The organism is Candidatus Neomarinimicrobiota bacterium (assembly GCA_036476315.1).
Lineage (GTDB): Bacteria > Fidelibacterota > Marinisomatia > Marinisomatales > S15-B10 > JAZGBI01.
This window is the reverse complement of record JAZGBI010000047.1, coordinates 1-9,354: the sequence shown is the minus strand read 5'-3', so window position 1 is coordinate 9,354 and position 9,354 is coordinate 1. Positions and strand designations below refer to the sequence as shown.

The window sequence follows — 9,354 nt, the reverse complement described above, 5'->3', positions numbered from 1 at the left end:
TCATCTTCGTCAGCATATTACTCCTGATCGTGACAAAACTCCTCTATCTCGCGGAAGGAAACCGTTCATCGGCCAGATGGTTGCATTTCGGACCTCTTACTTTTCAGACCTCGGACTTCGCCAGGTTTTCAATCATCGTCTATCTCGCGGGATACCTGGATAAGAAACGCGACCAGATCCGTGACTTTGTCAACGGTTTCCTTCCGCCTCTTGTTATTACTGGACTTGTGATGGCACTCATCATCATACAGCCCGACTTCAGCACGGCCGCAATTCTCGGAATGATTGTGCTTGCGATGCTCTTCATGGGAGGGGCGAAGCTCGCCCATTTGATCGCGGCGGGCAGTGTTTCCGTGGCAATACTGGTTCCTGTCCTCCTGACAGCGCAATACCGACTTGAACGTATCAAGTCGTTTCTGAGTGCCGATTCGAGTCTCCACGGACTTCATTACCAGCTCCAACAATCTCTTTTCAGTCTGGGCAATGGGGGGATTTCGGGTGTCGGTCTTGGAGAGAGTGTCGGAAAGAATCTGTTCTTGCCCACACCTCACACGGACTTCATTCTGTCCATTATCGGCGAAGAATTCGGGTTTGTTGGGACATTCTTTGTCATCACCATGTTTCTCGCTCTGTTTCAAAGGTCAGTCCACATTTCAAAACACTGTACTGACGTCTTCGGCATTCTCCTGGGAATGGGACTGTCAATAAAGATTATGATTTACGCTTTTGTCAATTCGGCCGTTGTTACGGGTCTGGTTCCTACCACGGGTCTACCCATCCCACTCGTCAGTTATGGAGGATCGGGCCTTGTCACAAACCTCCTGTCAGTGGGAATTCTTCTCAACATTTCGATGGCCAAGCGATCCGTCAGGCCGGCGAAGACTGCGAGGATCCTTTTTGGCTAGGAAACAACTAAGGGTTGTGATCGCAGGGGGAGGAACCGGGGGTCACCTTTTTCCCGTGCTTGCAATCGCAGACGCCCTGGACAGACGTTTTCCCGGCGTTGCCGTACACCTCGTCGGTTCAAAGTTCGGCCTAGAATCGTCCATCCTTCAAAATAGGGGGAATTCGTTCACCCTCGTGGGAATTCGAGGTTTTGCTCGAGGATTAACGCTTCGAGGAGTGGCACGCAATATCGGCTTTCCCTTTCGGTTTCTCCTGGGTTACCTGAAAATGCGATTTCTCATATCCGATTTTGAGCCGCACGTGGTGGTGGGAACCGGGGGATACGCCAGTGGACTCCCCCTCCTAGCAGCCATTCATAAGGATATTCCCACGTTAGTCCATGAACAGAATTCCTATCCCGGCTTTACCACGCGCTGGCTCTCATCAAGGGTGCATGTCGTATGTCTCAGCTATGCCGAATCGGGCCAGTATCTCAAAAAAAAAAGTTCGTCGTTACGGGGAATCCCGTGAGGAAAGATCTTCTTGAGATGAGCAAGGCCGAGGCCATAAAGGATTTCCGGCTTTCCCCTGAAATGCCAATCCTTACGATTATCGGCGGTAGTCAGGGATCAAAGGCGATCAACCAGGTGGTTTCCGCATCGGTGGACGATCTGTGCCATCGATTGAGCATTCAGGTGATCTGGCAGACGGGCCCCTTGCATTACGACACCCTCAGCCCCATTGAATCGAGATTTTCGGGCTTGCGCATCTTTCCATTTCTGGAGCGAGTCGGTCCGGCGTATTCCGCCGCCGATCTTATTGTGTCAAGGGCAGGAGCCCTGACCCTGGCCGAAACTGCGCATTGCGGGAAACCGTCCCTACTGATTCCTTTTCGTGGTGCTTCCGCGGACCACCAGACAAGGAACGCCAAGATTTTCGAGGACGCTGGTGCAGCAGAAGTTATTCTCGAGTCCCATCTCTCTCCGGAGCGGTTTGTCAAAGAAGTTGAAACTCTCATAACTGATCCCCGGAAATTGTCGAAGATGGGGACGACCGCGAGGTCACTGTCAACGCCCGACGCCGCCAAGGAGATAGTTAACCAGATAGTAGCTCTGGCGGAAGCATGATGTTTGGGAGAATCAAGAAGGTCCATTTTGTCGGAATCGGCGGCATCGGCATGAGCGGAATCGCAGAGTTGTTGTTGAATCTCGGATTCAAGGTGACCGGATCGGACCTGGAGTCGTCTGAAATCACCCGAAGGCTACAGGCAAAAGGTGCCGAAATCATGGAAGGTCACGATTATGCAAACGTGGACGATTGTGATCTGTCGGTATATTCATCGGCCATCGAAAGGAATAATGTCGAGCTTGAGGCCGCAAGGAACAAAAATATTCCGGTGATTTCACGATCCGAGATGCTGGCAGAGATCCTCAAACTCAAGCCCACCAGTGTGGCCGTGGGTGGCACACACGGGAAGACGACAACCACTTCCATGATCGGTGCAGTCTTGACAGAGGCGAATCTCGATCCCACTCTGGTCGTGGGAGGGGTCGTCAGAAGTCTCGATGTCAACGCCGTTCTTGGCTCAGGGGATACGATCGTGGCGGAAGCAGACGAATTCGACAGGAGTTTTCTCCGGCTCCATCCCACTTATTCCGTCATCACTACCATTGATATGGATCACATGGAATGCTATGAGGATCAAGAGGATCTTCTCAGGGCATTCGCTCAGTTCGCTAATGCAATACCTTTCTACGGATCGGTGGTTATTTGTATCGATGAGACCTTCTGCCGTCAGATTCTCCCCAATATCAGTCGGCCATCAATTACCTATGGATTTAGTGACCGGGCGGACCTTCAGGCTCAGGAAATTGAGTTTCACGAAATCTATTCGGATTTCAAGGTAAAACGACAGGGCAGGACTCTCGGAAACATTCATCTGAGATTGCCGGGGGGCCACAATGTCAAGAACGCCCTGGCAGCGGTCGCACTGGGAACGGAAATGAACATCGATTTCAGCACAATTAAGCAAGCACTGGAGAAATTCAACGGCGTCAGAAGAAGGTTTGAAGTCAAAGGGATCTACGATGGCATCATGGTCGTGGATGACTATGCTCACCATCCCACCGAGGTTACAGCAACTCTGAGCTCTGTAAAGAGTGGGTGGGATAGACGGATCATCTCCGTTTTTCAGCCTCACCTCTATACCCGGACCCGGGACTTTTATGAAGATTTTGCACGCTCACTCATGATGAGTGATGTGGCCATAGTGACAGATATCTACCCCGCGAGAGAGGAACTCATACAGGGAGTCTCAGGCGAAATGATCGTCGATTCCGCAAAAGCGATGGGACACAGGGAGATCTCGTGGATAAAGGAGAAAGCGGATGTCGTCAGGACCCTGGCCGACATCGCCAAAGCGGGGGATCTTGTCATCACGCTCGGGGCGGGGGACATCTGGCAAGTGTGCGATGAGTTTGTGAAACTACTTCAAAAGCAGAAGGTATCGGCTTGAAATGCCAGAGAAAGAGACCGGGAAGCAACTGAAAGAACTGGAGGGGAAGTTGAAAGGGACAATCCTCTGGAATGAACCCATGTCAAAGCATACTTCATATGGAATTGGAGGTTCCGCACGTGGCTTTTTCTACCCCGTGGACGAAAACGACCTGAAATCGATTCTCAAAGCAGCCTGGCAACAGAATATCAAGATATATATCATAGGATCCGGGTCAAATCTCCTCGTGAGCGACACCGGCTTCGACGGAATCGTTATCAGCCTGTCGAAGCATTTCAGGTCCATGACCGTGAAGGAGACCCATGTATTCGCTCAGAGTGGCACCATGATGGGACATTTTGTGAAGGAATGTCTGAGAGAAAATCTGACCGGAGTCGAAAGTCTCATAGGTGTACCGGGTACCCTGGGCGGCGCCGTCCGAATGAATGCCGGTGCGTATGGGCATGAAATATCAAATTTCTTGAAAAGTCTTTCAGTAATGACACTGTCCGGAGAACAGCGGGACTATGAGAGGCATGAGGTGGAATTCAGCTACAGGTCTTCCTCCCTCTCCGACGATCAAGTTATTCTCGCTGCCACGTTCGAAATGGAAAAGGGGGAGCCTGAAAAGATTCGATCGCTCAAAGCCAAGGCGAGTCAGAGTCGCAAGGCTACGCAGCCACTCCGCTTTCGTTCGGCTGGCAGCGTGTTCAAGAATCCCCCCAATGCAAAACCAGCTGGATACCTCATCGAGCGGGCGGGATTAAAGGGGACAAAACGCGGGGCCGCGGAGATCTCTCCAAAACACGGGAACTTCTTTCTCAATCACGGGGGCTCCACCGCGGAGGACATTGCCTGGCTTATTCGTCTCGCGAGGAAAACCGTCCAGAAAAAACTTGGGGTAGACCTGGAACTCGAGATTAAGACTCTTGGCTTTTCCCCGGACTATTTCGATGCATAATAGGATGACCGTACTGAAAAAACGGCTGTTAGCAGGCCTCCGGAGCGTTGTGACCGGGCTTGTTCTGCTGTTTGGCTTCGGAGGGTTTATGGCCCTGATCACCTTCGCCTTTCACTGGGCTAACGCAACAGAACACTTTCGCCTGAGAAGAATTGTGGTTACCGGAAACCAATTCCTGGAGAAAGAGGAGTTGCTCAATCTGGTTGAGATGTCGCAATCCGCTACCCTCACCCAAATAGATCCTGAGGGGCTGCAAGAAAAACTGGAGGATCATCCTTACATCAAGGCTGCCCGCGTGAGCAGTAATTATCCCTCTACTCTGTCGATCGATATCATTGAGAGAAAGCCAATCGCTTACATCAATCATGTCCCATTTCTCATGGTGGATGAGGACGGTGTCGTTCTCCCCTTGAAAGATGGGGAGCTTGAGTTCGATATACCGACTCTTTCCGGCTTCAACCCGGCCTCGGAGCTTTATCTCGCGGGCGAAAGATGCCTGTCGCGTAAGGTCCTCGAAACGGTTGATTTCCTCAACCTCGTGACCGTAGAATTCCCCGATCTCTACGGAGACATCTCCGAAGTACAGATCAATGCCACCGATGAATATGTTCTGTTTCTTTCTCAACACCCGACGAGAATATATCTCGGATCTACCCCATCAGCTCTGAAGATTCGAGTACTTCGTCAATTCTCCCACATCATAACGGGTGCACGAACGCTGCACGATTACTCATACGTCGATCTTCGGTACGAGAAACAAATTGTCGTAAGGGAAAAAGCCTAAGGAATCAGCCATGGTACAGGAAAAGAGGACTTGTGTTGGTCTTGATATCGGGACGACCAAAACCTGTTGTATCGTTTGCCAGCTTGCCGACAAGAGCTATGACAGCAAGCTTCTGGGTGCAGGCGTGGTTCCCTCTTCCGGAGTCAGGAAAGGGATCGTTGTCAACATAGAAGAGGCGGTTCGTTCCATCGAAAAGGCTGTCGAGGCTGCCGAGAAGATGGCCAATGTTAAGGTGACCAGAGCGTTTGTGGGTATTTCGGGGAACCACATCCGTGGAATCAACACACAGGGAGCCATCGCCACCTCGAAAAACGGGCTTCACCTGGGCTATGAGCATGAAATATCGAATCCCGATATCAATAGGGTCCTTGAAATGGCAAAAGCGATTTCACTACCCGTGGATCGAGAGATCCTGCATATCCTTCCCCAGGAGTACGTGGTGGACGATCAGGATGGAATCAAAGATCCCCTGGGAATGGTGGGCCGACGACTGGAAGCACGGGTCCATCTCATTACGGGCGCCGTCTCCGCCGCAAAGAACATCACCAAGTGTGCCGAGGAAGCCGGTATTGCAGTGGAGGGCCTCATCTATCACCCCATGGCAGCCGCACAGGCCACGCTGGAGCCTCATGAGAAGGAGCTCGGGGTGGCTCTTATCGATATCGGTGGTGGTACCACAGATGTATCCGTCTTCCTTGACGGAGCCGTCCGTCACTCCGCCGTCATCGGTTTGGGGGGAAATAATGTGACAAACGATATCGCCATGATGCTGAAGATTTCAACGGGGGATGCGGAGGACATCAAAATAAAGTATGGCTCTGCGAAAGCCTCAATGGCGTCGACGGATCTGGATTTTGAGCTTCCTCACACTCCCACAGAGGCGGTACGGAATGTATCCGAACATGAGGTATCGCGTTACGTCGAGGCACGAATGACCGAGATCTTCCAACTGGTGAAAAGGGAGATTTCAAGAGCAGACGTCTCCTCCCCCGTCACCTTCGGTGTTGTCCTTACGGGAGGCGGTGCTTTGCTCAAGAATATCACAAGTCTGGCCGAGGAAGCTTTCGGTGGATCTGTAAAGATTGGAATTCCCAAGGGTCTCAGCGGTGTCGTTGATGTGGCGTCCAGTCCTGTCTACTCCGCCGCAATCGGCCTGATCCAATACGGAACAACACTTGCCGGGGAGTTCAATCTAGGTGTAGACCACGAGCCTATGCTGAATCAAGTGGCAAAACGCGTTAAGAGGTGGTTCAGTGAAATGTTTTAGACTGAACTCACCGGAAGACAAGGTGTATATAGAATTTCAGGAGGGACCGCTGGAATGGGGTTCTCCGGTGCCCGGGTAGTTCAGGCACTTCACGGGAGAAACTGGAAAGGGGCTTAGATATGTTGTTCGAATTCGATTCGCTCGCCGATCAGAAAGCCAGGATCAAGGTCATTGGTGTGGGTGGGGCAGGAGGAAATGCTGTGAATCGCATGATTTCCTCTGGCCTGGACGGTGTGGAATTCATTGCCATCAACACGGATGCACAGGACCTGGAAAGCAACAGGTCGGAGACAAAGATTCAAATTGGAAAAAATCTCACAAAAGGTTTGGGAGCCGGGGCCAAAACTGACGTAGGGCGGGAAGCCATGGAGATGGAGAAGGAAGCCGTTGCCTCGATCATTGAGGGAGCAGACATGGTGTTCGTGACGGCAGGAATGGTAGGGGGTACGGGTACGGGAGCTTCACCCATTGCGGCTCAAATCGCCCGGGAATTTGGAGCTCTCACAGTGGGTGTTGTAACGAAACCGTTTCATTTTGAAGGTCCTAAACGGATGTCGCGTGCGGAATCCGGAGTCGAAGATCTTCAGAAGAATTGCGATACCCTTATCGTCATTCCAAATCAGAAGCTGCTCACCATTGTTGACAAGACTACCACAATCATTGAAGCTTTCCGACTCGCAGACTCAATACTCTTCCACGCGACCAGGGGTATCTCTGATCTGATCAGTGTTCATGGTCTCATTAACCTGGACTTCGCTGATGTGGACACAATCATGCGAGACATGGGGGACGCAATCATGGGAACCGGTGTGGCCACTGGGGAGGAAGGAGCGGTACTCGCCGCCCAACAGGCGATTTCAAGTCCCCTGCTGGACGACGTGAACATATCCGGGGCTCAGGGTGTGCTTGTCAATATCACTGGAGGAGACAGCCTCACGTTAATTGAGGTAGACGACGCCACATCAATCATCTTTGAAGAGGCTGGACCGGATGCCAATATCATCTTTGGAGCGGTCATCGATCCTACTCTAAAGGACGAGATTCACGTGACCGTTATCGCCACAGGATTTGCCACGATGGGAAGAAGAATAGAAAAGGTACTCCCGTTTGAAAAAGGTCAACCAGAAAGACGTCTCGATGGGGTTGTTCCCGTGAGTGGTCAAATCAATACACCGGCACACCAGAGGAAAAAGGAACAGGGGTCAGAAAAGGAAGGGAGTTCTTCTCAAAAGCCTCCTATCATCGGGGAATCCGACAACCTGGAAATCCCCGCATTTCTTCGACAAAGACATTCTTGATTACCAGATCCAGCCGTAAGCTGCGCTGGAGTACACCAGAGGGCGAAGATAACTCTATGCTGCCTTCGTGACCCTGCCTGACCGGAGGCAGGTCGTACAGACGCGAATCCGCTTTGTCGATCCGTTCACGACGGCCCTTGTCCGGTGAAGATTCGGGGTCCAGCGCCTTCGTGTTTTGTTGTGGGCGTGGCTCACCCGGTTTCCCGCTTTAGGTTTCTTACCGCAGATTTCGCATACTCTGGCCATCCATTACTCCACAAAAAGCTCAAAGGAAAGAGCCAAGTTACAGTTTCTGTGTCTAAAGGAAAAAGTGAATCTTTCGCATACGGAATTATCGTTCTTGCCTGTCATTCACGCCATCAGGTAAATTCCGTTCCATTTTTGTTGCAGTCTAACATCTATTAGACAAAGAGGATCCGCCGACATGTCGAATTCCAAATCCCATGTTTCACAGCCCACTAATGAACCCGTGAGGGCCTATGGTCCCGGTTCGATGGAAAGGGAAGCACTCAGAGCAAAGTTGAAAGAACTTCGGTCTACAAAGATTGAGATCCCCTTGATCATTGGCGGAAGGGAGATCAGAACAGGCGCTCTGGAAAAATGCATAATACCCCATAACCACCAGCATACCTTGGCTACCTATCACAAGGCCGGAGAGAAGGAGATGGAAATGGCCATTGAAGCATCACAGGAGGCGTGGAGGGGCTGGTCAACCATGCCCTGGGAATCTCGTGTATCCCTTTTCAGAAGGATGGCCACTCTTCTTTCAGGTCCCTACCGGGATCTTCTTAATGCGTCTGCCATGCTCAACATGAGCAAGAACGTCTTCCAGGCGGAAGTCGATTCCGCCTGTGAATTAATCGATTTTTTCAATTTCAACACCTGGTATGCTCAGGAGATTTATGAACAGCAACCCCTCTATTCTCCCGGGGGAACCTGGAATAGGACTGAGCACCGTCCCCTGGAAGGATTCGTGTTCGCCGTTACCCCGTTCAATTTCGCTTCCATTGCCGGTAATCTTCCCTCTTCACCGGCCCTCATGGGGAATACCGTTGTTTGGAAACCTTCCTCCAACGCTGTCTACCCTGCATATCGTATCATGCAGCTCTTTATGGAAGCGGGTCTGCCCGATGGCGTGATCAATTTCGCTCCGGGGCCCGGAAGCCTCGTGGGAGATATCCCCACGAAGCACAGAAAACTCGCAGGCATCCACTTCACCGGTTCCACTGCCACATTTCAGAGAATGTGGCGAACCGTTGGGGAAAACATCGACAACTATGATGGATATCCCAGAATTGTAGGTGAGACGGGTGGCAAGAATTTCTGTCTTGTCCATGAGTCGGCAGACATTGATGCGGTGGTGACCGCAATGATCCGCGGCGCGTTCGAATACCAGGGACAGAAGTGCTCCGCTATCTCCCGGGCGTATATCCCAACATCGAAATGGGAACAATTCAAAGACCGGTATGTCACAGAGGTGGCATCCATCAAAATTGGAGACGTTGAAGATTTCACCAACCTCATGAACGCCGTTATTGGCGAGAAGGAGTTTCAGAACATCACCTCGTATATCGCCTGGGCGAAGGCATCAGACGATGCAGAGTTGATTACCGGGGGCGGCTATGACGATTCTGTCGGATTCTTTATTGAGCCCACCACGATTGT

The 9,354-nt window shown here is 51.4% G+C and carries 10 protein-coding genes; 9 read left to right on the top strand and 1 reads right to left on the bottom strand.

Translation table 11 applies throughout. The annotated features are described in order from the left end of the window. The 8 genes from V3U24_04865 to ftsZ form a co-directional block, all read left to right on the top strand. The coding region (locus tag V3U24_04865) for an FtsW/RodA/SpoVE family cell cycle protein (protein ID MEE9166780.1) at positions 1-905 on the top strand (905 nt) is incomplete at its 5' end. Continuing rightward, on the top strand, positions 898-1,416 hold the full coding sequence (locus tag V3U24_04860) for a glycosyltransferase (protein MEE9166779.1): 519 nt from the start codon (positions 898-900) through the stop codon (positions 1,414-1,416). The genes V3U24_04865 and V3U24_04860, both read left to right, overlap by 8 nt. Next, positions 1,413-2,012: a glycosyltransferase gene (locus V3U24_04855; GenBank protein MEE9166778.1), complete on the top strand. Its 600-nt coding sequence runs from the start codon at positions 1,413-1,415 to the stop codon at positions 2,010-2,012. Before V3U24_04860 ends, V3U24_04855 begins: the two co-directional genes overlap by 4 nt. Next, complete coding sequence (gene murC / locus V3U24_04850; GenBank protein MEE9166777.1) at positions 2,009-3,400, top strand: UDP-N-acetylmuramate--L-alanine ligase; 1,392 nt, start codon at positions 2,009-2,011, stop codon at positions 3,398-3,400. Before V3U24_04855 ends, murC begins: the two co-directional genes overlap by 4 nt. Before the next feature lies 1 nt (position 3,401). Continuing rightward, positions 3,402-4,340, top strand: coding sequence for a UDP-N-acetylmuramate dehydrogenase (gene murB / locus V3U24_04845; GenBank protein MEE9166776.1), 939 nt, complete (start codon positions 3,402-3,404; stop codon positions 4,338-4,340). Between the two features lie 4 nt (positions 4,341-4,344). Next, positions 4,345-5,124: an FtsQ-type POTRA domain-containing protein gene (locus V3U24_04840; protein MEE9166775.1), complete on the top strand. Its 780-nt coding sequence runs from the start codon at positions 4,345-4,347 to the stop codon at positions 5,122-5,124. Between the two features lie 10 nt (positions 5,125-5,134). Then, complete coding sequence (ftsA, locus tag V3U24_04835) at positions 5,135-6,391, top strand: cell division protein FtsA (protein ID MEE9166774.1); 1,257 nt, start codon at positions 5,135-5,137, stop codon at positions 6,389-6,391. Positions 6,392-6,513: 122 nt separating this feature from the next. Further along, on the top strand, positions 6,514-7,689 hold the full coding sequence (gene ftsZ / locus V3U24_04830; protein MEE9166773.1) for a cell division protein FtsZ: 1,176 nt from the start codon (positions 6,514-6,516) through the stop codon (positions 7,687-7,689). A gap of 54 nt (positions 7,690-7,743) precedes the next feature. On the opposite strand, the gene rpmB is transcribed toward ftsZ, so the two are convergent. Further along, entirely contained in the window at positions 7,744-7,935 is a 192-nt protein-coding gene (gene rpmB, locus V3U24_04825) for a 50S ribosomal protein L28 (GenBank protein ID MEE9166772.1), read from the bottom strand. 178 nt (positions 7,936-8,113) lie between these two features. Between rpmB and V3U24_04820 the strand changes: the two genes are divergently transcribed. Further along, on the top strand, positions 8,114-9,354 hold a 1,241-nt coding region (locus tag V3U24_04820), incomplete at its 3' end, for an aldehyde dehydrogenase family protein (GenBank protein MEE9166771.1).

What these genes read in the sequence shown, in the direction of transcription:
- murB (MEE9166776.1), top strand. Translation starts at nt 3,402, where the DNA reads ATGCCAGAGAAAGAGACCGGGAAGCAACTGAAAGAACTGGAGGGGAAG.
- V3U24_04840 (MEE9166775.1), top strand. Translation starts at nt 4,345, where the DNA reads ATGACCGTACTGAAAAAACGGCTGTTAGCAGGCCTCCGGAGCGTTGTG.
- ftsA (MEE9166774.1), top strand. Translation starts at nt 5,135, where the DNA reads ATGGTACAGGAAAAGAGGACTTGTGTTGGTCTTGATATCGGGACGACC.
- rpmB (MEE9166772.1), bottom strand. Translation starts at nt 7,935, where the DNA reads ATGGCCAGAGTATGCGAAATCTGCGGTAAGAAACCTAAAGCGGGAAAC.
- murC (MEE9166777.1), top strand. Translation starts at nt 2,009, where the DNA reads ATGATGTTTGGGAGAATCAAGAAGGTCCATTTTGTCGGAATCGGCGGC.